This is a genomic window from Winogradskyella eckloniae, assembly GCF_013249045.1.
Classification (GTDB): Bacteria; Bacteroidota; Bacteroidia; order Flavobacteriales; family Flavobacteriaceae; genus Winogradskyella; species Winogradskyella eckloniae.
In genome coordinates, this window is the sequence record NZ_JABRWP010000001.1 from 273,569 (window position 1) to 299,867 (window position 26,299).

Consider the following 26,299-nt stretch of genomic DNA (forward strand, 5'->3'; position numbering starts at 1 on the left):
AACTTAAATTTATATATTGAACTCAAAAATAAGTATAAATACGTAATAATTTAAATAAAGTACTTAAATAGTCTTGTTTGTGTACGTATTTTTGCGAATAATTAATTTATTCAACTTTTAAATTATAATATGAGAGTAAAAGGGGCTTTAAATTTTCAAAATTCACAGTCTGTGTAATTGAGTTGTGTTAACTCTGATTGTATAAAAATCAGTTTTGCTCTTTATTTAAAAGGGTTTCGCTATTTGATTGATTGTTGGTTTTAAAAAAATATCGTTGAGAAAAAGCAAAATGTGATACCAATAAAATTAAGTGCGCTTTATTGAATTATTGTGATTTAAGTGGTGGTCTTTTAGTCAATCACATAAAAACCAATCATAATACTTAGTTTTGTGATTATAAAATTGCGTATAAATACGTAGATTCATAAATTTGGTTGTTCAAAAGAAGAAATTATGAATAATCTACAAAATGAAAAGGCTGAAAAATTAGCATTGTTTCAACTCAGTAATGTTTCGATTAAAACCTTTTGGATTACTTCGATTGCATTTTTCTTATGCTTTTTTTCCTGGTTTGGTATTGTGCCATTCATGCCAGATGTCGTTAAAGACTTAAGTTTAACGCCTGGGCAGAAGTGGAATTCCATTATTTTGGCTGTGTCTGGAACTGTGTTTGCGCGTTTACTTATTGGTAAACTGTGTGATAAGTTTGGTCCAAGGTTGTGTTATACGTGGTTGTTGATTTTAGGTGCAATTCCTGTTATACTAATAGGATTTGTTCAGACGCCATTACAGTTTTTAATTTGTAGGCTCTTTATTGGTTTTATAGGGGCTTCATTTGTTATTACTCAAGTGCATACAACCCTTATGTTTTCTTCAAATATTGTAGGAACAGCGAATGCAACGTCTGCAGGTTGGGGAAATTTAGGTGGTGGCGCAAATCGTTTGGGTATGCCAATTATTGCGGCTGCTGTGGTAAGTTTTGGTATTGCAACTGAGGCAAATGCTTGGCGGTATTCTATGATTATTGCTGGGGTCATTTGTTTTATCATGGGAATTGTTTATTACGTCTTCACTAAAGATACACCTAACGGAAATTTTAAGGAGCTCAAAGCGCAAGGGATCATGCTTCAAACCAAAAAGGATCAAGTTGGTTTTGCAGAAGTTTTAAAAGATTATAGAGTTTGGATTCTTTTTTTAGTTTACGCTGCAAGTTTTGGAATTGAATTAACAGTCTACGGAACAATGGATGATTATTTACAGAATACGTTTCAATTAAATAGAGCGACAGCTGGTAATATTGTTTTGTCGTTTGCATTAATGAATATTTTTGCCCGAACCTTGGGTGGAGCACTAGGCGATAAATTTGGAAAATTAAAAGGATTGCGCGGAAGAGTGCTGTTCTTGGTGTTGATCCTTTTTATTGAAGGTGTTGTGTTGTGTACTTTTTCTAGTATAACCTATTTGCCATTGGCTATTGTGTTTTTAATAGCTTTTAGTCTAAGTGTTCAAATGGCTGAAGGTGCAACGTTTTCTGTAGTGCCATTTATTAATAAGAAGGCGATAGGTTCTATATCTGGTATTGTTGGAGCTGGCGGAAATGTAGGCGCGTTTTTAGCTGCAATATTGCTTAAGTCAAAATCTTCTTTAGCTGAGGAACTTGCGATTTCGTCTAATATTGGACAGGCACAATCAGTTGTAGAAGCAGCTCAGGCGTCAGCATCTTCAGCGGCAGTGGCTGGTGGTTTTTTTGTGATTGGAATCGTTATTATTTGTACTGCGTTGTTGGCGTTAACGATTAAATTTTCTCACGAAGCAGAAAAGAATGTGGCCGCAGATGTTAATATAATACCTGTTTCAAATTAAATAGTTTAATGGTTTTGTCTACTGCAAATTGTCATACGTGTGCTAATCAAAATTGTTTGATTAAGAAAAACCTATCTTCTAAAGTTATGTCTAACTTTAAGGAAGATAGAAATGTTATTGCATGTAAAAAAGGACAGCAGTTTGTAATGGAAGGTGCACCTACTAACGGCTTATTTTTTATGTATAACGGAAAAGCAAAGGTGTTAAAAACGGGTATTTATGGCAAAGAGCAAATATTACGTTTTGTGACTAATGGAGAAATAATTGGCCACCGAGGATTTGGGGTAAGAGAAAAATACTCTATTAGTGCTGTTGCGCTAGAAAATAGTGTTTTATGCAATTTTACGGATGAAACATTAAAAAAAATGCTTACTGAAATCCCTAAATTAACGTATGATTTAATGTTGTTTTATGCTTACGAATTAAATATTACTGAATCTAAAGTTAAAGCGATTGCCCAGATGACCGTAAGAGAAAAAGTAATAGACACTTTGCTGTATGTGAATAGAAAATTTGGATCTAATTATAAAGGAATGCTAGATTTGGTATTGAGCAGAAAAGAAATAGCGGCTTTTGCTGGGACAACGGATGAGCAAGTGACTAGAACTTTATCTGCTTTAAAGAAAGAAGACTTAATCTTTACTCAAGGAAAAAGAATTGGAATTGTAGATGTTGGTCAACTTCAAAAAGAAATATCAGAACACAATTATTTTTTAAATAGCTAAACAATAAATAAACTAGTAATGTAAATACTTAGGCGAAGCGATTTGTCTAAGTATTTTTTTTGCGTTTATAAGATGTATTTAATCAGTGTTTTATGGTTTTTTTATGTTTTTTAGCAGCTTTATTAATGTAGTAAAAATGGATATTGTTCATGTATATATCACATCTTATTTAAAATAGCCCTTATATATTTGTTAAAAATAAGTATTAGTACTTAGTTTAATTAAAAAACAAACTTAACATGAAAACATTATTATCAAAATCTACGCTTATTTTATCGATGGCAATTTTATTATTTGCTTGTGGAGGAAATGATAAAAAGGAAACGGTAGAAAAAGAAGCAGAAACGACTTCTAAAACAAAAAGTTTAGAAATTGAAAAACCACAATTAACGTTTGGTTTTATAAAATTAACAGATATGGCACCTTTAGCCATTGCAAAAGAAAAGGGATTTTTTGAAGACGAAGGCTTGTTTGTTTCTGTTGAGGCACAATCCAACTGGAAAAATGTATTAGATCGTGTCATTGATGGTCAATTAGATGGTTCTCATATGTTGGCTGGCCAACCAATTGCAGCAGGTGCAGGTTTTGGTCGTCAAGCCAAATTAGTAACAACATTTTCAATGGATTTAAACGGAAACGGAATTACGGTTTCTAATGATGTATGGTCTAAAATGAAACCTAATGTTCCTAAAGATTCTGATGGTAAGCCCATTCACCCTATAAAAGCAGAAGCTTTAAAACCAGTTATTGATCAATATAAAACAGATGGAAAAGCATTTAAAATGGGTATGGTTTTTCCTGTATCTACGCATAATTATGAAATTAGATATTGGTTAGCAGCGGCAGGTATTCATCCAGGAATGTATACAGCTGATAATGTGCAAGGGCAAATCGATGCTGAGGTATTATTATCCGTAACGCCACCACCACAAATGCCAGCAACGTTAGAAGCAGGTACTATTTTTGGTTATTGTGTAGGAGAACCTTGGAATCAGCAAGCCGTATTTAAAGGTATTGGAGTACCTGTAGTTACCAATTATGATATCTGGAAAAATAATCCTGAAAAAGTATTTGTAATGACAGAGAAGTTTGTTGAAGAAAACCCTAATACAGCCATAGCAGTTACAAAAGCATTAATTAGAGCCGGAAAATGGTTAGATGAGCCAAGTAATAGAGCAGAAGCGGTAAAGATTTTATCAATGTCTCAGTATGTTGGAGCAGATGAAGCGGTTTTAGCGAATTCAATGACAGGGACTTTTGAGTTCGAAAAAGGAGATAAAAGAGATATGCCAGATTTCAATGTATTTTACAAATACAATGCGACATATCCATTCTATTCTGATGGTATTTGGTTTTTAACTCAAATGAGACGATGGGGACAAATTCCGGAGTCTAAACCAGCAGATTGGTATGCTAATACTATAAAAGATATTTATAGACCAGATATATGGAAACAAGCGGCAGCACTTTTAGTTGAAGAAGGCAATATACCAGCAACAGATGTTCCAGAAACAGATGGTTATAAGCCAGCCACGACAGATTTTATAGATGGAACTATATATGATGCAAAGGATCCTATTTCATATATAAATAGTTTTAAAATAGGAAATAAAGATAAAGTAGCGCAATAAGCTTTTATTGAATCATTAAACCGTTAGACATGAGGCAAAGTGTAACATTAAGTAAGGTAACTAAATTTATGGGATTAGGTATGTTTGGTACATTAAAGGATTTATTTACAGGAAAATTAGGAAAAGAAGACTTTAAGAGTTTTCTTAGAAAAACAATTGTTCCAATAGCTTCTATTCTATTGTTCATTGGTTTATGGCATATGGGTGCAAAAGCACTCTATGAAAAGGAGGCAAATTTTAAAATTCAAAAAGCGTTAACAGATCAAGGTCAATCAGCTGCTGATGCAATGAAAGCTTGTATTGCTTCTGGTGACATTAGTTGTAAGCCAAATACATTGCCTTCACCTGCTCAAGTTTGGGATTCCTATAAATCGTTATTAAAAGATCATAATATTATTGCGGCTGATAAAGCAGCTTTTAAAGAAAAAACGGCTGCTCTTAATGAAAAACGTATTGAAGATGGATTAGAAGCCATCACGTATACAGGCAGACCTTCATTTGTTGATCAAATTTTTAGAAGTTTAAAAACTGTTTTTGCAGGATTTTTATTGGCTTTAATAATCGCGGTTCCATTAGGTATATTTATAGGACTTAGTCCAACTTTAAAAAGTTCGTTTAATTGGTTTATACAGATTTTTAAACCTGTTTCTCCAGTAGTTTGGTATTTGCTAGTATTTATGATTGTAAAAACTTTATTAATAGACTCTAATGAAGATAGTTCTTTTACAATATCGTTTATAAGTGTTGGTTTATGTTCTATGTGGGCTACACTTGTTAATACGGCAATGGGAGTTTCTTCTGTGGATAAAGATTATATAAATGTCGCTAAAGTATTAAAATTAGGATCTTTTCAGAAAATATTTAAAGTGGTTTTACCATCTTCTTTACCGCTAATTTTTACCGGTTTAAAAATCACATTGTCTGTGGCATGGATGGTTTTAATTGCTATTGAATTATTGGCTCAAAGTCCTGGTTTAGGGTTGTTTGTTTGGGAAGAATTTCAAAATGGCGCAAATGATTCTAACGCTAAAATAATAGTAGCCATGTTTGTTATTGGTATAATAGGATTTTTGCTAGATCGATTAATGCTTACCATACAAAATTGGGTGTCTTTTGATAAAACAGAAGCTATATAAACAGTTGTAATAGCGCATAAGTATAATAGAAATTTAGAATTCAACACCAGATAAAATGGCATATTTAGAACTAAATAATATATATAAATCGTACGGTCATGGCGATAATGAAACGGAAGTTTTATCTAATATTAACTTATCTATTGAAGAAGGTGAATTTGTAGCCATTGTAGGTTTTACTGGGAGTGGAAAAACAACGTTGGTAAATCTAATTAATGGATTAATTACGCCAACAAAAGGAGAGGTATTATTTAAAGGAGCACCTGTTTTAGGAACAAGTCATGAGCGTGGTGTAATTTTTCAGAATTATTCTTTATTACCATGGTTAACGGTTGGGCAAAATGTACTGATGGCGGTAAAGGAAGCTTTTCCAAAAAAAAGTAAAAAAGAGCTTCAAGAGATCGTTGCAGATTACGTTGAAATGGTAAGTCTAACGCCTGCTATAAACAAACGACCAAAAGAATTGTCTGGTGGTATGAGACAAAGAGTAGCAGTTGCAAGAGCCTTAGCTATGAAGCCAGAAATGATAATTATGGACGAGCCTTTAGGTGCTTTAGATGCGCTTACACGTGGAAATCTTCAGGATGAAATTTTAAATATTTGGGGAAAAGATAAGCGTACAGCGTTGTTAATTACAAATGACGTTGATGAAGGGATTTATATGGCAGATCGTATTATTCCTTTACGTCCAGGTCCAAACGCAACTTTAGGACCAGAATTTAAAATAGATATTGAACGTCCAAGGGATAAAACTGAGTTAAACGATAATGCTAATTTTAAGAAGACGAGAAACGCCATTATTGAGTACTTGATGGATATAGGTGAAGAACGAAAATCGGAATCTAATGAAAAAATAATTTTACCAGATTTAAGCCCAAAAGATTTTGTTAATCAGTTTAAATACAAATTTCTATGAGTATTACGAGCACATCAAATCAATCTAATATTATGACTGACAATGGACTTTTTCCATCAAATGAAGTCATGTTAGATTTAAAAAATTTAAAAAAAGTCTATCCAACTCCAAAGGGTGATTATATCGTATTAGAAGATTTAAATCTTCAAATTAAAAAGGAAGAGTTTGTAACCATTATTGGTCATTCGGGTTGCGGTAAAACCACAATGCTATCTATGATTGCGGGCTTAAACCCAATTTCTGGAGGTCATATTTCGGTGTTAGGAAAACAGATAAAAGGACCAGGTCCTGATCGCGGAGTTATATTTCAGGCACCGAGTTTAATGCCATGGATGACGGCCTTACAAAATGTATTATTGGGTGTAAACCAGGTTTTTCCTCATGCAACAAAGGCACAACGAAATGATATTGCTAAATATTATTTACAAAAAGTAGGTTTAGAAGATGCTTTTAATAAAAGAGCTTCAGATTTATCTCAAGGAATGCAACAACGTGTTGGAATCGCAAGGGCTTTTGCTATTAAACCGAAGGTATTATTATTAGATGAACCTTTTGGTATGTTAGATTCGCTTACACGTGGAGAGTTGCAAGATATTTTAATTGAAATCTGGAATAAGGAAAAAATTACAGCCGTAATGATTACGCACGATGTTGATGAAGCTATCTTTTTAGCAGACAGAGTGGTGATGATGACCAGCGGACCAAAAGCAAAAATAGGTGATATTTTAGATATTGATTTTGAAAGACCTAGAACGAGAAAAACCGTTTTAGAGCATAATGATTATTACAAATACAGAAAGCACTTAATTGACTTTTTAGAGCACTAAAAAGAGAAAAATAAACAAGAATTTATAGTGGTTGAAATAGGCTTAAAAAAAGAAATTTTTTATAAGCCCAGGACAACTACAACCTAAAACAACCAACAAATGATATTTAAAAACTCAAAAAATAATTCAAACTTAAAAACAAGAATCATGAAAAAACAATATGTTTTAATAGGCTTTATGGCTTTGTTTGCACAATTTGCTCAAGCACAATTTAGTCTAGACGGAGAATTTAGACCACGTACAGAATATAGAAATGGCTTTGGTAGTATTATTGCCGATGATGCAGATGCTGGATTTGGCATTTCAACTAGAGCTAGGTTAAATGCAGGATTTAAAACTGACGCTTATAGCTTTTACTTAAGTTTACAAGATGTACTTGTTTGGGGAGAAAACAGACAGATTTTACCTTACGATCAAAATAATTCGTTTGCTGTATTTCAAGCTTGGGCAGATATTAAATTAGGAGAAGGCTTTTCTACTAAAATTGGTCGTCAAATTTTGTCATATGATGATCAACGTATTTTAGGTGGATTAGATTGGGCGCAACAAGGACGTAATCATGATGCCGCATTGTTAAAGTATAAAAAGGATAGTTTTAAGTTAGATTTTGCTTTGGCTTTTAATCAAGATTATAGCAATCCGGCAGGTTTTGTTTCTGTGGGAACTTCATATGATACTACAGGATTTTTCTCTTATAAAACGATGCAGATGTTACATTTAAGTAAAAAATGGTCTAAGTTTTCAGGAAGCTTATTATTAATGAATAATGGATTTCAGGAATATGAAGATGATGGTGTAACTGCTGATGGTACAAGTGGATTGCAAACTATAGGAACACATTTAAAATACAATAGTGGTAAATTTGGTGTAGCAGCAAATGCCTATTTACAAACGGGTCAAAGACAAGGGGAAGTCGATGTAAAAGGTGCTCATTTATTAAGTTTAGATTTAAGCTATAAATCTTCTGATAAAGTTACATTTGGAGCAGGTGTCGAAGTGATTAGTGGCAATGATGGCGATGCTGGTGAAACTGGAGCTTTCTTCCCATTGTACGGAACAAATCATAAGTTTAATGGTTTTATGGACTATTTCTATGTTGGTAATCATGCAAATTCTATTGGTTTGGTTGATATACATGCTAGTGCAAATTTTAAATTAGGAGAAAAGTCTAGTTTATTAGTCAAAGCGTTGAATTTTAGTGGAGAACAAGAATTATCAAGTGGAGAAAAGTCTTTAGGTACTGAGGTAGATTTGGTTTTTAAACAAAAATTTAAAGGTTACGCATTGGTTTTAGGCTACTCTCAAATGTTTGCTAGTGATGGAATGTATGAACTAAAAGGAATTACGGAAGATGCGGCTGCAGGTAGCCAGAATTGGGCTTGGGCTATGCTAGTTATTAAACCAAAATTTCTTTAGATCAGAATACATCTTGGACGCCTGGTTTTGGAAAATTCCACATGGTATTTTAATTTAAAACTTATTTTAACCATATAATAGTTCTTAGTGTTGTTCTAATTGATGTTTTAAATGTAATCCAAGATTTAAGTTGAACCTTTCAAGAAATTGAAAGGTTTTTCTATTGGTAATGTGATGAATTGTAACGAATACAGTAGATTAGCGTCATACAATAAAACGTTATTATGGCTATTATACCAATTTCAATTTCTCCAGAAGACAAAATTTTACTATCCAATGCTAAATCTAGTATGCATAATTTAAGTTGGGCAATTAGAAACATTAATAAAGTAGGAAATACAGTGGAGACAGGTGTAAAGTTTGTGCCAAAGAAAGTACTGTTAAAAGTGCAAAAAATAACAGAATCTGTATTGTTAAAGATTATTCAAGCTAATTTACTTACCATTCAAAAAAATAAAAAATTTAGTAAACCCTCTAAAAAGACTTATAAAGGTATTGTTACTAGTACAGGTGCTATTAGTGGTTTTTTTGGTGCTTCTACAGGTTTCGGTACCGCTATTTTTGCTTCAGAAGTAACGCTTACAACAAAATTTTTAATGAGAACAATTATGGATATTGCACGTAGTGAAGGCGAGGATATATATACGTTAGAAGGGCAAATGGCATGTCTTCAGGTTTTTGCGCTAGGCGGCGAATCTAACAATGATGATGATTTAGACGCGAGTTATTATACTACAAGGCTTACTTTAAATTCAGCAATAAACAATGTGTCTGCGTCTGGTATTAAAGTTACATTAGATAATTTAGCAAAAGGCGCAGGAGTTTTAGGGTCTAATGCAATAGGAAGTTTTTTGTCTAATATAGCATCAAGATTAAGTTTATTTATTAGTGAAAAGTTTGTGGCGCAGGCCGTTCCATTAATCGGAGCACTAGGTGGAGGCGGATTAAACTATGTGTTTGTGGATCATTTTCAAAAAATGGCTACAGCACATTTTACGATTAGACGTTTAGAAAGAAAATATGGAGAAAATAATATAAAACAGATTTATAACACTATAGAAATATAAAGTGTAGTTGTTTAGACTTTTTTTGAAGTGCCTAAAATAAATTACGAATATTACAGTTTTAGTATAAAATAATTAGTGAGAAAGGAATTATTCTAAAGTATTTACTAGGAGTAATGATTTGGGTTAAAAAATAATATTATATTTGCGTTCAGTACTGTGAAATTGTAAGTATCTTCCCTAAAACCATGCAATTTTTAAGTATTTCGTCGATAAATTTTACCGTTCAAAGATGTTTTTTGGTTGAATTAATTTTGTAAACTGATTTTTTTTAATACATTTACACCCATAATCAATAGAATGCAAAACAAAAATATGTTAGCCTCAGTCTTAGTTTTTTTTCTAGGTTTCGCATCTATAGCGCAAGGTACTGCGCCTCCGCCTCCAATTCCACCACCACCTCCTGGATTGCCTATTGATGGAGGAATACTAGTATTGTTTATAGTAGCATTGGTATATGGTACGTATAAAATGGTAATTGCTTCAAAAAAGAAAGCTTAACCTCTTAAGTCATTAAGACGTTTCACGTATTTCCCAATAACATCAAATTCTAAATTCACTCGGTCTCCTATAGATAAAGATTTAAACGTTGTGTTTTGATATGTATAAGGTATTATAGCAACTGAAAATTCTTTTATTTTAGAGTTTAATACGGTTAAACTAACACCATTTACGGTAATAGAACCTTTTTCTATGGTTACATTATTTAGGGTTGGATCGTACTCAAAGGTAAAAACCCAACTTCCATCCTTTTCTGTAATATTTTTGCAAATGGCAGTTTGATCTACGTGGCCTTGTACAATATGACCATCTAACCGATCACCAAGTTTCATAGCGCGTTCAATATTTACTTCTTCACCTTTTAAAAGAGATCCTAGATTAGTTTTATTTAAAGTTTCTTCGATGGCAGTTACAGTATAGAGCTCACCTTCAATATTGATAACGGTTAAACAAACACCATTATGAGCAACGCTTTGATCTATTTGTAATTCTTGAGAAATAGAAGATTTGACTGTAATGTGAAGATTTCCTCCTTCTTCTTTTAGTTGACTTATAATGCCTAAATTTTCAATAATTCCTGTAAACATAAATTGTACTTTATTTAGTTTAAATTTGCAACGACAAAGTTAAAGCCATTTTATGAGAAAACTTTGTATATAACAGAAAACCCAATTTAAGATTAACAATACGTCAGTTTTAATATTAGTTAGTAAATTTTATGAAGCAAATTGAATCGGTAAAAGTAGGTATTTCAATAGGTGACCTTAATGGTATTGGCCCAGAAATTATTCTTAAAACATATGAAGACCCAAGGACTTTAGAGCTTACAACACCTGTGATATTCGCTTCAGGCAAAGTAATGCAGTTTTTTAAAAATCATTTTAAAAGTAAGATTAATTTCTTTACTATAGATGCTCCGGAAAAAGCTGTAATCGGAAAATTTAATGTTGTAAATGTTTGGGACGAGCCTGTGAAGATTGAGTTTGGGAAAGAGAGTACAGTAATTGGAGAATATGCAATTAAATCCTTAGAGGCGGCCACAAATGCATTAAAGGAAAATGTAATAGATGTGCTTGTTACAGCGCCAATAAATAAGCATAATATTCAATCAGAATCGTTTAATTTCCCAGGTCACACCGACTATTTAGCAAAAGCGCTTAATGGAAAGAGTTTAATGTTTATGGTTTCTAACACACTTAGAGTTGGTCTATTAACGGATCATGTACCTCTTAAAGATGCGAGTAAAACCATTACTAAAGAACTCATAAAGGAAAAAATTAATACCGTTACAAAATCGCTTATTCAAGATTTTGGAATCCGTAAGCCAAAAATAGCGGTCTTGGCAATAAACCCTCATGCAGGAGATCATGGTGTTATCGGTGATGAAGATGATACCATTTTAAAACCAACATTAGAATTAATAAAATCCGAAGGAAAGTTAGTTTACGGTCCATATTCTGCAGATAGTTTTTTTGGCTCAAATACGTTTAAAAGTTTTGATGCCATTATAGCATCTTATCATGATCAAGGTCTAATTCCGTTTAAAACCATTGCTTTTGGTAAGGGTGTAAATTATACGGCAGGTTTAGATAAAGTAAGAACTTCACCAGACCATGGCACAGCATATGAAATAGCAGGAAAAGGAATAGCAGACGAAAGTTCATTTAAACACGCTGTAGAAACAGCAAAACAAATTTTTAGAAGTAGAAAAGACTTTAAACATTTTAGTAAAAACCCGTTAAAAAAGCAGTCGAGATAGTTATAAACAAAATTTGTTGATATCTAGGCTTTAAATAATTAAAATTTTATATATTTGCAGGCTCAAATTGAGAGTGATGATGAAGGCATTAAAATCTTATACAATACCTTTTGTAGGTTTAAAAATAGGAGAGCATCATTTTGATTATCAAATTGATAACACGTTCTTTGAGCATTTTGAATACGACGAATTCAACGCTGTTGATGTTAAAATTGACCTTAAATTCGAAAAAAAATCAACCTTATTGGAGTTGTATTTTTCGGCGGAAGGGGTAATTAATCTTAATTGCGATGTAACAAACGAACCTTATAATCAGGCTATTGACGACCATTTTAAACTCGTTGTTAAGTTTGGAAATGAGTACAATAATGATAATGAAGACATATTAATTGTACCACATGGAGAATACGAAATAAATGTGGCTCAGTATATCTATGAACTTATTATTTTGGCGGTTCCTATAAAGCGAATTCATCCAGGTATAGAAGATGGCACATTGCAGTCAGATATACTTTCAAAATTAGAAGAATTAAGTCCACAAGAGGACAACAAAACAAAATCATCAGAGGATATTGATCCTCGTTGGAATAATTTAAAAAAACTATTAACGGATAAATAACATTTAAAATGGCACATCCAAAGCGTAAAATATCGAAAACAAGAAGAGATAAAAGAAGAACTCATTATAAAGCTTCTGTACCTCAAATAGCAACTTGCCCAACAACTGGTGAGCCACACTTATACCATAGAGCACACTGGCACGAAGGTAAATTATATTACAGAGGTCAAATTTTAATAGACAAATCTGTAGAAGAAGAAAACGTAGCATAATTACTATGCACGCATACAAGAAAACGCTCCATTGTGAGCGTTTTTTTTGTTATTATTTTTTGAATAGCGTAAAAACAACTTACTTTGCGCTATTATTTGCCAAAAATTGATAATAATTGAGTAAAACATATCAATATTTGTCAATTTTCTATATTTTTAATTTTCTAAATCCTAACTATGAGTAAAATCACAGCGGCAATTACAGCAGTCGGAGGCTATGTACCAGACTTTGTTTTAACAAATAAAGAACTTGAGACCATGGTAGAAACTAATGACGAATGGATTACTACAAGAACTGGTATTAAAGAACGTAGAATTCTTAAAGAAGAAGGAAAAGGAACTTCCTTTTTAGCTATTAAGGCAGCTGAAGATCTAATACAAAAAAAAGGATTAGATCCTAAAGAAATAGATTTGGTAATTGTATGTACTGCTACACCAGATATGAAAGCAGCAGCAACAGCATCATATACGGCTACTCAAATAGGTGCCACTAATGCTTTTGCTTACGATTTAGAAGCGGCGTGTTCTAGTTTTTTATTCGGCATGTCAACAGCTTCTGCTTATATAGAGTCTGGGAGGTATAAAAAAATTCTTTTAATAGGTGCAGACAAAAACTCCTCATTTATTAACTATAAAGACAGAGCAACTTGTATAATTTTCGGTGATGGTGCAGGCGCAGTGTTGTTTGAGCCAAACGAAGAAGGTTTAGGGTTGCAAGATGAACTACTAAGAAGTAATGGCGAAGGAAGAGATTTTCTACAAGCCACATATGGAGGTTCTTCATACCCAATAAACGAGAATACATTCAACGAAGGAAAGCATTATATTTTTCAAGACGGTAAAACAGTTTTTAAAAATGCAGTTTTTAATATGGCTGATGTTGCTGAGCGCATAATGAAAAGAAATGATCTTAAAAATGATGATATTCAATGGTTAGCAGCACATCAAGCCAATAAAAGAATAATAGACGCTACTGCTAATAGAATAAACTTAGAAGACGATAAGGTAATGATGAATATTCAGAAGTATGGGAATACAACATCTGCTACATTACCCTTATTACTTTTTGATTATGAATCACAATTAAAAAAAGGTGACACTCTTATATTTGCTGCTTTTGGTGGCGGATTCACTTGGGGCTCAATTTATTTTAAATGGGCTTATAATTCCTAAATAATTAACTAACTAAAAATATCTAAAAATTATGGATATAAAAGAAATACAAAACTTAATTAGATTTGTAGCCAAATCAGGTGCAAGTGAAGTTAAGTTAGAAATGGATGATGTTAAAATTACGATTAGAACAGGTTCAGATGATACTACCATTGTACAACAAGTTCCTATGCAAGCTGCTCCTGTGTTACAACAACAACATATTCCGGTTCAACAAGCTGCTCCAGTTCAGGAGGTAGCCAAAACACCAACAGAAGCTTCATCTACAGCTGATGATTCTAAATATATAACGATAAAATCACCAATTATTGGTACTTTCTATCGTAAACCATCGCCAGACAAACCAGTCTTTGTAGAAGTTGGTACTGAGATAAAGGAAGGAGATGTTCTTTGTGTTATCGAGGCTATGAAATTATTCAACGAGATAGAGTCAGAAGTTTCTGGGAAAATTGTAAAAGTTTTGGTTGATGATTCATCTCCAGTAGAATTTGATCAACCTTTATTTTTAGTTGATCCTTCATAAACTTTAGGTTTAGAAGTTTAAGTTAAAAGTTTAAATTATAAATATTTAAACATAAACAACTAAACAATAAACTCTTAAACTATAAAGACATGTTTAAAAAAATACTAATTGCCAATAGAGGAGAAATAGCTCTTAGAGTTATTAGAACTTGTAAAGAAATGGGTATCCGTACTGTTGCGGTATATTCTACAGCAGACGCAGAAAGTCTTCATGTTAAGTTTGCTGATGAAGCCGTATGTATTGGACCACCTTCAAGTAGTGATTCTTATTTAAAAATATCTAATATAATTGCTGCTGCAGAAATTACCAATGCAGATGCTATTCATCCAGGTTATGGATTTTTATCAGAAAACGCAAAATTTTCAAAAATTTGTGAAGAGCATGGCATTAAATTCATTGGTGCTTCTGAGGATATGATTGATAAAATGGGTGACAAGGCAAATGCAAAAGCTACAATGAAAGCGGCAGGTGTTCCTTGTGTTCCGGGCAGTGATGGCGTAATAGAAACTTTTGAAGACTGTGTGAAAATTGCAAAGGAAACAGGTTACCCTGTTATGCTTAAAGCATCTGCTGGTGGTGGTGGAAAAGGAATGCGCGCAGTTTGGAAACCAGAAGATTTACAGAATGCATGGGAATCTGCAAGATCAGAGTCAAAAGCTGCATTTGGTAACGATGATATGTATATGGAAAAGCTCATAGAAGAGCCTAGACATATAGAAATACAGATTGTAGGTGATTCAAGTGGTAAAGCTTGTCATTTATCTGAGCGAGATTGTTCTATACAAAGACGTCATCAAAAACTAACAGAAGAAGTACCATCTCCGTTTATGACGGATAAGTTGAGAAGTAAAATGGGTAAAGCCGCTGTGAAAGCTGCTGAATTTATTAAATATGAAGGTGCAGGTACCGTTGAGTTTTTGGTAGACAAGCATAGAAATTTCTATTTTATGGAAATGAATACGCGTATCCAAGTAGAGCACCCTATTACCGAGCAAGTCATTGATTTTGATTTAATACGCGAACAAATACTTGTTGCCGCTGGTGTGCCAATTTCTGGAAAAAATTATTTACCACAATTACATTCTATTGAGTGTAGAATAAACGCAGAAGATCCGTTTAATGATTTTAGGCCTTCGCCAGGTAGAATTACTACTTTACATGCACCTGGTGGACATGGTGTAAGATTAGATACGCATGTCTATGCTGGTTATAGTATTCCGCCAAATTATGATTCTATGATTGCTAAGTTAATTACTACAGCTCAAACTAGAGAAGAAGCTATTAACAAAATGAAGCGTGCATTAGATGAATTTGTAATAGAAGGAATAAAAACCACTATTCCTTTTCATAGACAATTAATGGATCATCCAGATTATTTAGCAGGTAATTATACCACTAAATTTATGGAAGACTTTAAGCTGAAAGTTGCGGCTGAAGATTAATATAAATAACCCAAACTTAGTAGTTTGGGTTTTTTTATATCTCATTTTAGAGGGTTTGTAGATTTTTGTCTTAAAATGAAAGTAACGCAATTTTTGATAATCGAATAAATACAACTAACTTTAAGGATTGTAAAAAAAATGTAATTATGAAAAAAATTTACTTCATTAAAACGGCAATTATATTTGTTTTGTTTCTTTCAATGGCAGCTAGCGCTCAGAGTTCAGATGGCTTATGGTCTAAGGTTAGCGACACTAAAGCGCAACAAGCCGAAAAAGTATTTAGAAAAATTTCGTTAAAAAATGAGGTGTTTTTTAAACTTAGTTTAGAAGACCTAACGAACACTCTCCAAAACGTTGGTAATAGAGAAAATCCAGGGAATACAATTGTTTCTTTTCCAAATTCAGAAGGGGAATTAAATAATTTTAGAGTTTTTGAAGCAAGCATGATGGAACCTGCACTTCAAGCTGAATATCCTAACTTAAGGACATATGCAGGACAAGGGATAGACAACCCTTCAGAGATTATTAGATTTAGCATAACTCAAAAAGGGTTACATGCAATGGTAATAAATACAGCAAAAGGGACTCAGTTTATCGATCCTTTTTCCGTTGATGGTACCATATATACAGTATATTCTAGAAGTAATTTAAATGTTTTAGATGTTGATTTTGAATGTGGTGTTATTGATGACCCTAATTTAGATCGTATGTATAGCGACGCGACTTCATTAGCTAAAAACGCAAATGATGGCATGCTTAGGAATTATAGATTAGCTGTGGCTTGTACAGGTGAATATGCAACCTTCCATGGCGGAACTGTTACTGGAGCAATGTCTGCTATTGTTGCTACAATTAACAGAGTCAATGGAGTTTATGAAAGGGACTTATCTATAACGTTAACACTTGTTGCTAATAATTCAAGTTTAGTCTATACAGACGATGCTACGGATCCTTTTGATAACGATAGTACAAATTTATTAATTAATCAAAGTCAAAGTGTTATTAATAGTACAATTGGTTCGGCAAATTATGATATAGGTCATACCTTTAGTACTGGCGCTGGTGGGCTAGCTGGTTTAGGTGTAACCTGTAGCAACAATAATAAAGCCAGAGGAGTAACGGGAATTTCACAACCTACAGGAGATGCTTTTGATATCGATTATGTCGCTCATGAGTTAGGCCATCAATTTGGTGCACCTCATACGTTTAATGGATCAGTTGGTAGTTGTTCTGGAGGTAACAGATCAGCATCAAATGCTTATGAGCCAGGAAGTGGTTCTACAATTATGGCATATGCTGGTATTTGTGGATCTCATAATGTACAAATTGGTAGTGATGATTATTTTCATCGAAATAGTATTTTTAGAATCTGGAACCATGTCACGAGTACAGGTGCTTGCCCTGTAAATAGAACGGCAACTGGAAATTCAGAACCTATAGCAAATGCAGGATCAAATTACACAATTCCACAAGGAACACCTTATAAATTAGACGGAAGTGCCTCAACAGATGTTGATGGAACAGCATCTTTAACCTATACGTGGGAACAATATGATTTAGGAACAGCAGGTATACCAACGGAAACTACAACTACAGGACCACTGGTTAGAAGTTATGCTGGAACCTCAAATCCTATTCGTTATATACCAAGGCTTTCAAATATTATTGAAACTGGAGGAGTTTCAACGGATTGGGAAAAATTAGCAATGGTTAATAGAGCCTTAAACTTTACGTTAACCGTTAGAGATAATGACGCGGTTGGTGGCCAAACAGATTCTGATAATATGACAGCAACAGTTACAACATCAGCAGGTCCTTTTACCGTAACATCACAAAATTCTAGTGGAATTTCTTGGGATGTTGGAACGTCACAGACCGTAACTTGGGATGTTGCCGGAACAACGGCTAACGGAGTTAATGAAGCTAATGTAAATATTTTACTATCTACAGATGGTGGATTAAATTTTGACACGGTTTTAGCTAGTAATACACCAAACGATGGCTCTCAAAGTATAACAGTGCCTAATGTAGCATCTTCCAATTGTAGAATTATGGTAGAAGCTGCTAATGGAATATTTTTTAATGTAAACAGTAATAGCATTGCAATTGGTGTAGATGTCGTTTGTACAACCTATGATTCCGGAGCATTAACTTTGTCTATTCCAGATGGTGCAGGAGCCAATTCAGCAGGTACAGCCGTTGGTAATACAATCAATGTATCTGACACTGGTACCATTTCAGATTTAAGAGTGTCTGTAGATATTACGCACTCTTATATAGGAGATTTATTATTGCAATTACAACATCCAGACGGCGTAAATTTTGTTAATATTTGGAATAGAAATTGTAATACAACGGGTTATGAAGGTATTGATATAACATTTAAAGATGGCGAGGCTGCAATTGTGTGTGCAACGCCTACAGTTGGTTTAGCCGCTCCTGAAAATGCTTTGAGTACATTTAATGGTTTAGAAATGAGTGGAGACTGGACTCTTGTTTTGGTGGATTTCTATACTGGAGACACAGGGACTTTAAACAATTGGTCATTAGAGTTTTGTCAAGATGTGCTAAGTGTTTCTGAAAATGAATTAGATAATTTAAGTGTATATCCTAATCCAAATAATGGAGAATTTAATATTGGCTTTAATCCAACATCTGGCGACGCCATTTCAATAGATGTTTATGATATAAGAGGCCGTTCAATTTACAATAAGATTTATAGTAATACAGGTCGTTTTGATGAAACCATTCAGCTTAATAACGCGCAAGCAGGTGTTTATATGCTTATGATTTCTGATGGTTCACACAAAGTGACTAAGAAAATTATAGTAGAATAAAATTATTATGTATATTTTAAAAGCTCCTTATTATAGGAGCTTTTTTTATGGAATAAAATGGCATTATGAATTTATCGTATTGGGAAACAAAAACATGGTTAACACACATTGATTTTACAATTGTAGGTAGTGGCATTGTAGGTCTAAATTGTGCTTTACAATTAAAGCGACGTTTTCCAAATGCAAAGATTTTAATTCTTGAAAAAGGCATTCTGCCACAAGGGGCAAGCACCAAAAATGCTGGTTTTGCTTGTTTTGGTAGTATAAGTGAGATTATTGATGATTTACAAACGCATTCTAAAGAACAGGTTATTCAACTGATTAAAAAACGAATTGAAGGCTTACAAATTCTTCGAGACAACTTAGGAGATAAGACTATTGGTTACCAGAATTTAGGAGGTTATGAATTGTTTTTAGAATCTGATAATACACTTTATGACACATGTAAAAGTCAACTGAAAGAAATTAATGAATTGTTGTTTCCCATTTTTAATGCGAATGTGTTTTCGTTTAAAGACAATGATTTTGGCTTTAAAAATGTAAAATCAGACTATTGTTTTAATCCATTTGAAGGGCAGATTGATACCGGAAAAATGATGAGTGCTTTATTAAATAAGGTGCAGTCTTTGGGCATAAAAATTCTGAATAACATAACGTTGGAATCCTATTCTGAAGATATAAACGCAGTAACACTCAAAACCAACCAATTTGAATTCAAAAGCAAGAATTTATGTATTGCAACCAATGGATTTGCAAAGCACCTTAATATAGAAAAAGTGCAACCAGCAAGAGCACAAATACTAATAACAAAATCTATTGATAATTTACATATTAAAGGCACCTTTCATTTAGATGAAGGCTATTATTACTTTAGAAACATTGATAATAGAATATTACTTGGTGGTGGACGACACCTTGATTTTAAAACAGAAGAAACCACAGCATTTGCGCAAACAGAAATTATACAAAATAAGCTTGAAGACTTATTAAAAACAACGATTCTGCCAACCACAAATTTTGAAATTGACCATCGTTGGTCTGGAATTATGGGTGTTGGAAAACACAAAAACCCAATTGTTCAACAACTATCTAACCACGTGTTTTGTGGCGTACGATTAGGAGGTATGGGCATTGCTGTTGGAAGTATAATAGGAAAAGAAATAGCAGATTTAATCGAATAGATATGTTATGCCTGCATGGACATACATCTACTTTTTAAACCACCATGAATATAAAACAACAATTACATAGCCAATGCCAAGACTTCTTAAACAACCGTTTAGAAGTGATACAAAATACCATTTCAGATATTCAAGTATCTCTAACGTCCGAAACCAAAAGTAGTGCTGGTGATAAGCATGAAACCGGAAGAGCCATGCTGCAATTAGAACGCGAAAAAGCAGGCCATCAATTAGCAGAAATTGAAAAGCAAAAACAAATCCTTCAAAAAATAAATGTCGAAGCTAAACACCAAAAAGTGGCATTAGGTTCTGTGATAAAAACAACACAAGCCAATTATTTTATTGCTGTAAGTGCTGGTAAATTAGTTGTGGATAATACAAGGTTTTTTGCCATTTCTGCGGCAACACCAATTGCACAATTGTTATTGTCTAAAGGTGATGATGATACCATTATTTTTAGAGGGAATGAATTTAAGATAGTTGAGGTTTTTTAAAATAAAAAAGCAGACCAACCGAAGTCAGCCCACTTTTTCCCTTTCTAAGGTTAAATTTTAGACCTAGACCTAGCAGGTTTTTAAAACCTAGCAGGTCTTATTTAAAAATTAATTTCTATTTCTCTTTTTAGAGTTTCTACGTTTCTCTCGTCTAATCTTCCAAGGTGCATTTTTCTGCCAATCGCCAGCCATAATACAACCATAAGGCATGACTTCGTCAATGACTTTACCTAGATTAAACTCATCCATTTGTTGTCTAACCGCTTTGGCGTTTTTGTAAGCCGATGGCAACTCAGTAATATCAATTTCTTTTGAAAAAAACCGAATATCTAATCCACGCGTTTCTTCTTTAAAGATTTGCATAGTTGTACCTGTTTTGCTTTTTCTATGTTGTGTTCTACTCACATTTCTACCTGCGCCATGCGGTGCAAAACCTAAATTAGTGCTTGTGGTAGGTCCTTCAACAATTAATACAGGTTCAGACATGTTTAAAGGAATCAATCTTGGTCCTGTAATATCTGGCATAAACTTAGCATCTAATGGTGTGGCACCTTTAGCATGATAAAATAAATCGCCATCTTTAAAGACAAAGTTATGTTCGTTCCAGTATCTGTTTTCAATTTTAATTTCTAAAGTTTCAGCTATTGAATTATGCAATACTTCATGATTGGTTTTTGTCCAATTTCTTATAATCTGCAAGGCATCCCAATAGGCTTGTCCTTCTTCAGTTTCAAACGGAATCCAAGCATTTTGTTTCTTCGTGTCTGGCGATAATTCTTTTCTGAAACGTTCCGCTATTTTCATGCCTTTTGTGTACAAACGTGCTCCAGGGCCTCTTGAACCATGATGTGTAACCAACATGGTATTTCCTGTTTTTTTAGAGGTTCCAACAAACAAGAAATGGTTACCATCGCCTTGGGTTCCTAAATGAGACCTTGCGATTTGAATCATATTACCATCGTTTAACAAATAATTAGATTCAAAAGCGTCTAAAAGTGCCTTAGGAAATCTAAACTGTGAATCTCTATCGCGACCACCAGGTCCGAAATGAGTAATGGTATGTGCTGCATCTAAAATATCTTTTGGTGCTACTTTACCAAAATCGGTTAGCATTACAGAACAACAAATATCTGCGCTATGCATGCCAGGATGAATGGCGTTTTTGGCCACTGCAACACCTCCAACCGGAATGGTTCCATCTGGACCAGCAGGACAAGCATCTGGCATAATAGCACCATCTACTAATGTTGGTGTTTTCATTAAGGTTTGCATGGAGTTAATGACGTGATCAACATTGACTTTTTCTAAGTCGTTTTCTGCTTTAATGTTAATTGAAAATTCAATAGGTGTTTTATGTAATGCTATTGGGTCTGGCGATTTAAATTGCTCTAAATATGTGTTTAAGGCGTCGCCTTTTAATTCATTTTTGTTGATATAAGTTAAGGCGTCTTTCATCCATTTGCCTTGTTTGTAACCTAAGGCTAATAAATCGTGACCAGTTAATTTTGTATTTGTTTTCATATTCATTTCCCGTGAAAGTGGGATTTTTTTTAATTAATAGTTTTTTATAGATTCCGCATTAAGTGCGGAATGACAATAAATTGTCAATAACACTACAAATATTATAGTGTGTTACGCATTGTTTTTGCGTAGTTGGTTTTTTATCCTGCAAGGCATGTGCTGAACTTGATTCAGTATCTATTCTTGTAGGTATTATTGTTTTTTACCTTTCGTTCATTTTTTTCTTTACGTTCATTTTGTCTTGATACAAACTGCGAAGCACATCACGAGTTCCATAAAATGAAAATTCACGAGTAAACGAACCAAAAAATCACGGTCAAGCCAAGGAATTTTCAGTTTTTCAAACTGAAACCGATTTGAAAACTTCGCGTCGAACTGCGTTCTCCTGATTTCGAAGCTTTTCTTCATCTATTATGCGCCTTGACGTTCAATTCTATGAATTGATATGGGACTTGAATATTTACTTATTTAAGTTTTTAAATCCTTCTTTTTGTTCTTTTACTTGTGTTTATATATTTCCTTGCTCTGCTTTAGCGATTACTCAAGCATCCTTTTTTATTTTTTATCCTGCAAGGTCTTTTTTGACCTTGTAGGTATGAATTGTAATTTGAAAATAAACCTACAAGGTTTTTGAAACCTTGCAGGATTTAGAATTTACTTATTCACAGAGAAAATGTCCTTTAATTGTTCAATAACGTTTCCGTTTCCGGCTACTGTGATTTCGCCAATTTTGTCGGCAATTTTCTCAACATATTCCATCTCTTTTAACTTGAACAACATGCTGTTGTCTTCCATTAATTTCGCGGTATTTAACAAGCTTCTTGTAGAGGCTGTTTCTTCTCGTCTTGTGACCACATTAGCCTGCGCTTTTTTGTGAGCAATCAATACTTGATTCATAATCTCTTTCATGTCGCCTGGTAAAATAACGTCTCGTAAACCAGCATGCAACACATTTACACCTAACTTGTTGGCCTGTGTTTTTACATCTTCTAAAACGGCTTTGGCAATCGTTTCCTTTTGCTCTAACAATTCGTCTAAAGTGTAAGCACCAACAAAGGCGCGCAATGCTAATTGCAAAATAATGTACAATTGCTTTTCGTAATCTTTGCTATGCATTAACGCAGTTTCTACATTGGTTACTTTGTATTGTGCATAGAAGTTAATACGAACGGTTGCTTTGTCTTTAGTCAATAATTCCTGACCTGCAACTTCTAATTGCAACTGACGCATATCTGCTTTAGAGATTTTAATGGTTTGTTCGTTTCTCCAGAAATGATATGTACCATGTTCTAAGGTTTTAACAAACGCGTCGTTAACAATCATAATGGCGCGTTCATATGCAGCAACTTCAAAGGTTCTAATGTATGGACGCAATTGCATAGTGCTAAACAAGACGTTTTTAATGTCTTCTGTGATTTCGATTTTACTTAAATCTGCTGTGACAAATTTGTAGTTTATTAAACCCTTCCAGAAGGTGTAACGACCAGCTTTTAATACGCATTTAAAGTTGTTGTTTTCGTAAAGCAAGACAATTTCGTTATCCTTTACTTCTACAACGTGCAACATGTTGGCTAAAGCCTCATCTTTAAGCAAGATTTCTAATGCTTTTGGTGCACTGAAAGCTTGTGATAAGTCGTATTTTAAGACTTGCTCTCTAAAATTTATCCAATGTTTTCCTGCTGTAATAACGCGAGCGTAATTACCGTTTTTAAACACTAAACCTACTGTACCTGCATGAATTCTTACTCTATACATGATTTCTAATTTTTTGTTCTGAAGTTTTTATTTTTTATTTCAGAACGGTTAAACATTTATAATAGAATTCTCTTTGTGAGAATGACTATTCAATAAAATCCCGCTTTTCAGCGGGATTAGTTCAACCATCAATTTTGAATTCGTCCAAAGACTTTTCAAAAATGGGTTTCACTAACAAAGTGAAAGAAAACCATCTTTCTAACTACGGAAATACTTGCGATTTAAAGGGTTTTTAAGCTTTGTTCTTCAGACGATTTATCAATTTTGAAGCAACCATTGTTGAGTCGTTTATTGAAAAATGAATCTTTAAAAGAAAACCTAAAACAACTTTTAATACATCAGTATTTCAAGGTGTTTCTAGACTGCATTTGCAACGTATTGCACTCGCGAGTTTTAGTTCACTTTGTTTTGCCATTTAAAGTGTGGCACACTTGGTGGTTAGTTTTGTGAGATAACCAGCTCTGCGATATGGATTAAAAGTCCATTTTAAACTGTAACCGAAATACAGCGCGTCTACCAATTCCGCCACAAACCGAAACTCGGTTTGGTAGGATTCGAACCTACATGTTGAATCTACTGCTATAACCGCTTTAGCTACTTCCCGTTAGAGAAGACAGGATTCGAACCTGTGTACATAGATGGTGGTTATTATTTACCAAATAACCCGTTGGTATCAAGTCAAGTTGAATATAAAAACCTCATACCATTTGGTAAGGATTTATACAATAGTGCTATACTGAAACACTTAACAAGACTTGCTTGATGTGGAAGCAGTAGGGCTCGAACCTACAAGCTTAATAAAAGACCTGATTTACAGTCAGGCGAGCCAACCAATTGCTCAATGCTTCCTAATAATTTTAAAGAACTTTTATGAAGCTCTGCCAGATGCCTCGTTCTGGCAGAGCACTACTTTAAAGTCTGATTCCAAAAAGACTTTTTATTAATTACTCTGCAAATATTGTACACTGTTGCGCAATGTTTTTGCGTAGTAAAATATTTTTTAAATTTTATTGCGTTCATACATTTTATCTCTACTATCTATTACGCCTAAGGGACTTCCTTTGAAGGTTAAAATGTTTGTAAACCCATTGCTTTCAGTGATTAAAGAGTCTTGTTCTTTTACAGCTCCAATAGTTTTGTTTCCATAATCTCCAGTGAGTTTATTTGTTGCTGGGTCAACGTCTCCCCAAAGTTTATCTGGTTTTCCGTTGTCTATGGGTTCTATAAAATAGGTAATACCTGTAATTTTTGAACTTACTATAAAGCGTCCTGTTTTGTCTGTTCCTGTTAGGAATCGTTTTAGTAATTCTTGTCGTTTCATAATTCTAATTTTTTAATTGTGGATGCCTGCCTGCGCAGTAATGACAATCAATTGTTTTTCTTTTTTTTCTTCTTTTTGTTTTCAGACTTTTTAGTCTTTTTCGGTTTCATTTTGTTTTTGATTCTTTTAATTTCAGAATCGATGAAACTGGTAAAATTGTTATTGTACACGTGCTTTTTTGATAGCTTTAAAGCTTTTAATGCTTTCTTATATTTTTGATGAATCTCATAAAGTTGCCCTTGAAACAAGTAAACTTCGCCTTTGTTTAATCCTTTTACGGTTAATGCATAGTCAATTAGTTTTTGAGCTTCTTGGTAATCTTCGTTCCACATTAACACCAGAATGTATTTTGAATACACCTTGTGAAAATCTAGTTTATTAGCCAAAGCTTCTGCATAATACTGCTTGGCTTTTTCATAATCGCCAAATTGTTCGGCTTGTAAACGACCCATTAAATACAAAGCATAAGCATTATCGGCTTCGTAGGATAAGGCGTAGTTTAGATTTTCTACAGTTTCTTCTAGTTCGTATGGATAAGCATCTATAGCTTTTAGCACGTAATTGTTTAATAAATTAGTGTCCATGGTTTTAATTATTTAATTGATTACGCAATTCGTTTTTTAGTGCGTATCGTTGTTTTTTAAAATCTTTTACAACTACATTTCTTTTAAAATCTGAACCTTTAAAAACCTGAATAGGATTTCCTCTTTCTATTGATAAGTGGTTTTTCCATTGGTTTTTTATGCCTGATTTTAAAGCGTCTAATTGTAGTTCTGTTACTTTTTCTTGCAAGCGTGTTTTTGCTATTTTTCTGTTTTGATGTTGAGAGCGACTATCCATAACCAGCACTTGTGTTTTGGTTGGTTGATGAATGGCTCTAATAGCAGAACTCACTTTGTTTACATGTTGTCCGCCTGGTCCAGAACTTTTAGTGGCTTGATAGGTAATATCTTTTTCAAGAATTTCAAATTGTTCGCTTTTGCTTACTTCGTACAAACCAACAAACCAGTTTTTACGTTTGTGATTTGGTCTAAATTTTGAAATTCCAATCCATTGAATTGTGCCTATCCATTGACTTAAAAATGCATTTAGGCTTTTGCCCTTGAGCTGAATTGTAACAGATTGCAACGTCATGTTTTCAATGCCTTTTTCGCGTTGTAATATTTTGTAATCAATGCCATTGTCTTTTACAGCTTCTAAAAATTGTTTTAGAATCTGAGCGACAACCCAACAGCATTCTGCTGGACCTCGACCAGAGGTTATTTGTATTATTTTAGTTTTTGTTAATGGTTTTCCCATGATATGTTTTCTCTAGTAATAGCTTTAAGTGTCTAATTATAGACCTTTTAAGATATTTTGATTAGTGACAACATGAAGTAATAA

The 26,299-nt window shown here is 33.6% G+C and carries 24 protein-coding genes and 1 tRNA gene; 18 read left to right on the forward strand and 7 right to left on the reverse strand.

Annotated elements, in window-relative coordinates:
• The first annotated feature begins 453 nt into the window (after positions 1 to 453).
• The 9 genes from HNV08_RS01260 to HNV08_RS01300 all read left to right on the forward strand — a co-directional run bounded on the left by HNV08_RS01260 (position 454) and on the right by HNV08_RS01300 (position 10,079).
• A complete protein-coding gene (locus tag HNV08_RS01260) occupies positions 454 to 1,863 on the forward strand; it encodes an MFS transporter (protein WP_173279297.1) in 1,410 nt (469 codons plus the stop codon).
• Between the two features lie 86 nt (positions 1,864 to 1,949).
• Complete coding sequence (locus tag HNV08_RS01265) at positions 1,950 to 2,588, forward strand: Crp/Fnr family transcriptional regulator (protein WP_241697154.1); 639 nt, start codon at positions 1,950 to 1,952, stop codon at positions 2,586 to 2,588.
• A 239-nt stretch (positions 2,589 to 2,827) separates the two neighbouring features.
• Positions 2,828 to 4,219, forward strand: a complete 1,392-nt coding sequence (locus tag HNV08_RS01270; protein ID WP_173279299.1) for a CmpA/NrtA family ABC transporter substrate-binding protein — start codon at positions 2,828 to 2,830, stop codon at positions 4,217 to 4,219.
• 29 nt (positions 4,220 to 4,248) lie between these two features.
• On the forward strand, positions 4,249 to 5,355 hold the full coding sequence (locus HNV08_RS01275) for an ABC transporter permease (RefSeq protein ID WP_173279300.1): 1,107 nt from the start codon (positions 4,249 to 4,251) through the stop codon (positions 5,353 to 5,355).
• A gap of 55 nt (positions 5,356 to 5,410) precedes the next feature.
• Positions 5,411 to 6,271, forward strand: a complete 861-nt coding sequence (locus HNV08_RS01280; RefSeq protein ID WP_173279301.1) for an ABC transporter ATP-binding protein — start codon at positions 5,411 to 5,413, stop codon at positions 6,269 to 6,271.
• Positions 6,268 to 7,098 carry an ABC transporter ATP-binding protein gene (locus HNV08_RS01285; protein ID WP_206677678.1) on the forward strand — a complete coding sequence of 277 codons (831 nt, stop codon included), beginning with the start codon at positions 6,268 to 6,270 and terminating at the stop codon, positions 7,096 to 7,098. Before HNV08_RS01280 ends, HNV08_RS01285 begins: the two co-directional genes overlap by 4 nt.
• 147 nt (positions 7,099 to 7,245) lie before the next feature.
• Positions 7,246 to 8,514, forward strand: a complete 1,269-nt coding sequence (locus HNV08_RS01290) for an alginate export family protein (protein ID WP_173279302.1) — start codon at positions 7,246 to 7,248, stop codon at positions 8,512 to 8,514.
• 224 nt (positions 8,515 to 8,738) lie between these two features.
• Positions 8,739 to 9,581, forward strand: coding sequence for an EcsC family protein (locus tag HNV08_RS01295; RefSeq protein ID WP_173279303.1), 843 nt, complete (start codon positions 8,739 to 8,741; stop codon positions 9,579 to 9,581).
• A 297-nt stretch (positions 9,582 to 9,878) separates the two neighbouring features.
• Positions 9,879 to 10,079: a PID-CTERM protein-sorting domain-containing protein gene (locus HNV08_RS01300; protein ID WP_241697155.1), complete on the forward strand. Its 201-nt coding sequence runs from the start codon at positions 9,879 to 9,881 to the stop codon at positions 10,077 to 10,079.
• Here the strand turns inward: HNV08_RS01300 and HNV08_RS01305 are convergent.
• Entirely contained in the window at positions 10,076 to 10,666 is a 591-nt protein-coding gene (locus HNV08_RS01305; protein ID WP_173279304.1) for a riboflavin synthase, read from the reverse strand. The two genes, HNV08_RS01300 and HNV08_RS01305, sit on opposite strands and share 4 nt — an antisense overlap.
• Positions 10,667 to 10,797: 131 nt before the next feature.
• Here HNV08_RS01305 and pdxA point away from each other — a divergent pair, with 131 nt between their 5' ends.
• From pdxA to HNV08_RS01350, 9 genes are all read left to right on the forward strand, one after another.
• Positions 10,798 to 11,838 carry a 4-hydroxythreonine-4-phosphate dehydrogenase PdxA gene (gene pdxA / locus HNV08_RS01310; protein ID WP_173279305.1) on the forward strand — a complete coding sequence of 347 codons (1,041 nt, stop codon included), beginning with the start codon at positions 10,798 to 10,800 and terminating at the stop codon, positions 11,836 to 11,838.
• A 79-nt stretch (positions 11,839 to 11,917) separates the two neighbouring features.
• Positions 11,918 to 12,457, forward strand: a complete 540-nt coding sequence (locus tag HNV08_RS01315; RefSeq protein WP_173279632.1) for a YceD family protein — start codon at positions 11,918 to 11,920, stop codon at positions 12,455 to 12,457.
• 8 nt (positions 12,458 to 12,465) lie between these two features.
• Entirely contained in the window at positions 12,466 to 12,669 is a 204-nt protein-coding gene (gene rpmF, locus HNV08_RS01320) for a 50S ribosomal protein L32 (protein ID WP_157364235.1), read from the forward strand.
• Positions 12,670 to 12,846: 177 nt separating this feature from the next.
• Positions 12,847 to 13,842: a beta-ketoacyl-ACP synthase III gene (locus HNV08_RS01325; RefSeq protein WP_173279306.1), complete on the forward strand. Its 996-nt coding sequence runs from the start codon at positions 12,847 to 12,849 to the stop codon at positions 13,840 to 13,842.
• A gap of 31 nt (positions 13,843 to 13,873) precedes the next feature.
• On the forward strand, positions 13,874 to 14,365 hold the full coding sequence (accB, locus tag HNV08_RS01330; protein ID WP_173279307.1) for an acetyl-CoA carboxylase biotin carboxyl carrier protein: 492 nt from the start codon (positions 13,874 to 13,876) through the stop codon (positions 14,363 to 14,365).
• Positions 14,366 to 14,454: 89 nt separating this feature from the next.
• Positions 14,455 to 15,807: an acetyl-CoA carboxylase biotin carboxylase subunit gene (gene accC, locus HNV08_RS01335; RefSeq protein WP_173279308.1), complete on the forward strand. Its 1,353-nt coding sequence runs from the start codon at positions 14,455 to 14,457 to the stop codon at positions 15,805 to 15,807.
• A 146-nt stretch (positions 15,808 to 15,953) separates the two neighbouring features.
• The gene (locus HNV08_RS01340) at positions 15,954 to 18,644 is read left to right on the forward strand and encodes a zinc-dependent metalloprotease (protein ID WP_173279309.1); all 2,691 of its coding nucleotides are present in this window, start codon (positions 15,954 to 15,956) and stop codon (positions 18,642 to 18,644) included.
• A gap of 65 nt (positions 18,645 to 18,709) precedes the next feature.
• Positions 18,710 to 19,825: an NAD(P)/FAD-dependent oxidoreductase gene (locus HNV08_RS01345; RefSeq protein ID WP_173279310.1), complete on the forward strand. Its 1,116-nt coding sequence runs from the start codon at positions 18,710 to 18,712 to the stop codon at positions 19,823 to 19,825.
• A 44-nt stretch (positions 19,826 to 19,869) separates the two neighbouring features.
• A complete protein-coding gene (locus HNV08_RS01350; RefSeq protein WP_173279311.1) occupies positions 19,870 to 20,319 on the forward strand; it encodes a 3-oxoacyl-ACP synthase in 450 nt (149 codons plus the stop codon).
• 108 nt (positions 20,320 to 20,427) lie between these two features.
• On the opposite strand, the gene HNV08_RS01355 is transcribed toward HNV08_RS01350, so the two are convergent.
• The 6 genes from HNV08_RS01355 to prfH all read right to left on the reverse strand — a co-directional run bounded on the left by HNV08_RS01355 (position 20,428) and on the right by prfH (position 26,215).
• Positions 20,428 to 21,840, reverse strand: coding sequence for an RtcB family protein (locus tag HNV08_RS01355; protein WP_173279312.1), 1,413 nt, complete (start codon positions 21,838 to 21,840; stop codon positions 20,428 to 20,430).
• Positions 21,841 to 22,494: 654 nt separating this feature from the next.
• On the reverse strand, positions 22,495 to 23,595 hold the full coding sequence (locus HNV08_RS01360; protein WP_173279313.1) for a slipin family protein: 1,101 nt from the start codon (positions 23,593 to 23,595) through the stop codon (positions 22,495 to 22,497).
• A gap of 765 nt (positions 23,596 to 24,360) precedes the next feature.
• A tRNA-Tyr gene (locus HNV08_RS01365) sits at positions 24,361 to 24,444 on the reverse strand.
• Positions 24,445 to 24,595: 151 nt separating this feature from the next.
• Positions 24,596 to 24,916, reverse strand: a complete 321-nt coding sequence (locus HNV08_RS01370; protein WP_173279314.1) for a hypothetical protein — start codon at positions 24,914 to 24,916, stop codon at positions 24,596 to 24,598.
• 47 nt (positions 24,917 to 24,963) lie between these two features.
• Complete coding sequence (locus HNV08_RS01375; RefSeq protein WP_173279315.1) at positions 24,964 to 25,500, reverse strand: hypothetical protein; 537 nt, start codon at positions 25,498 to 25,500, stop codon at positions 24,964 to 24,966.
• A gap of 4 nt (positions 25,501 to 25,504) precedes the next feature.
• Positions 25,505 to 26,215, reverse strand: a complete 711-nt coding sequence (gene prfH, locus HNV08_RS01380; protein WP_173279316.1) for a peptide chain release factor H — start codon at positions 26,213 to 26,215, stop codon at positions 25,505 to 25,507.
• Between the last annotated feature and the right edge of the window lie 84 nt (positions 26,216 to 26,299).